Source organism: Spirosoma sp. 48-14, assembly GCF_001898575.1.
Taxonomy (GTDB): Bacteria; Bacteroidota; Bacteroidia; order Cytophagales; family Spirosomataceae; genus Spirosoma.
The window spans coordinates 1-1,496 of sequence record NZ_MKUD01000065.1; the positions used below are offsets into that span (position 1 = coordinate 1).

At 54.5% G+C, this 1,496-nt stretch carries 1 protein-coding gene; it reads right to left on the bottom strand.

Features of this window, described 5'->3' with window-relative positions; translation table 11 throughout:
* On the bottom strand, positions 1-1,496 hold a 1,496-nt coding region (locus BGO59_RS29220), incomplete at both ends, for a hypothetical protein (RefSeq protein WP_293689918.1).

Sequence of the window (1,496 nt, forward strand, 5' to 3'; positions counted from 1 at the left end):
AGGTGGTCGAATCGCGGACGGTCACGTTCGTTGCCGAGGCCTTACCCGTGTTAGTCAGCACGATGGTGTAGGTGAGTACTTCACCAAGTTGTGCCTTCGACTTATTGACCAGTTTCTCCAGTACCAGATTCGGTAGCTGGCAAGAGGCTGGTGCGGTGTAGGTGGCACTAGCTGGTGGACAACCGGGTAGGGTAGCCGTCAGGCTGTGGATGGCCCCGTCAGAGATCAGATTGGTAAAGGTCGCCGTAAAGGAAGCCGTGGCAGCCGCAGCGGTAACGAAGGTCTGGCTCTGGCCCTGGGTACTGATGGTGACTGTACCAGCTACGGGGTTTGTGAGCACGACCACAGCTGTAGTGGCATACGTGTTAGTCGCTGTTGCGCACAGACCTGGAGTGACTTTCGCGAAAATTGGACTACAGATGTCGGATACAATACAGCCTATAGGCGCGGTATAGACTGCGCTGGCCGTCTTACCTTCATAGGCTACGGTGACCGTACGTGACTCGGCTCCTGAAGGGATGGCCAGAATGGTGTAGGGCACTGTACCTGATCCGGCAATAATAGCCACGGTAGTACTGATAGGACCATCGGTAAGGACGGCTATCCCGTTGACGGCATTAGTTAGGGAAAGGGCACCTGCGATACTGTATTGACCCGCATTGACATCACAGGGACTAGGCTGATTGACACTGATGGCCAGCCCCACGGTACAGGATTCGGGTGCTGAATAGGTCAGGCTAGTGGTTTTGCCAACATAACTCACCGTAACAGTATGAGAATCTGTACCAGAGGAGAGTCCACTCAGCGAATAGGCGACCGAAGTGGCGCCTGCCGTTACGGCTACCGTGGTGGAGTTGGCTCCGTCAGTAATGGTGGCTGTACCCGCTACGGCATTGGTCAGACTCAGTGTACCCGAAATGCTGTACTGGTTGGTTGCACTCTGGCACACACCGGGGGTAACCGTCAGAGCAATGCCTACTGTACAGGAAGATGGGGCTGTATACGTTGTACTGGCGAGTCCACAGTTATCGGCGGAAGCGCTTACTGTGTGCAGAAGTCCGTCGGAGTTCAAACCGATTAAAGTGAAACTGGCTGGCCCATCTCCGTTTAGCGTCAGGGTTGTACTGGTCGCTCCATCGGTAATGGTGATGACCTGTGTACCGATAGCATTCGTCGCTGATACCGAACCGGTGATACTGTACTGGTTGGTTGCACTCTGACATACACCGGGGGTAACGACTACTCCTAATAAGCAGGGGGGCGCTACAGAGCAGGAAGCCGGTGCGGTGTAGGTCAGACTAGCGGTTTTACTGGCATAGCTGACCGTAACCGTATGAATGGTTGCATCCGAGGTGAGCCCACTAAGCACATACGATACCGAAGTAGCACCCGCGGATACCGTAACGGTGGTAGTGTTGGTTCCATCGGTAATGATGGCCGAACTTGCTACGGCATTGGTCAGGCTCAGTGTACCCGAAATGCTGTATTGGTTGGTT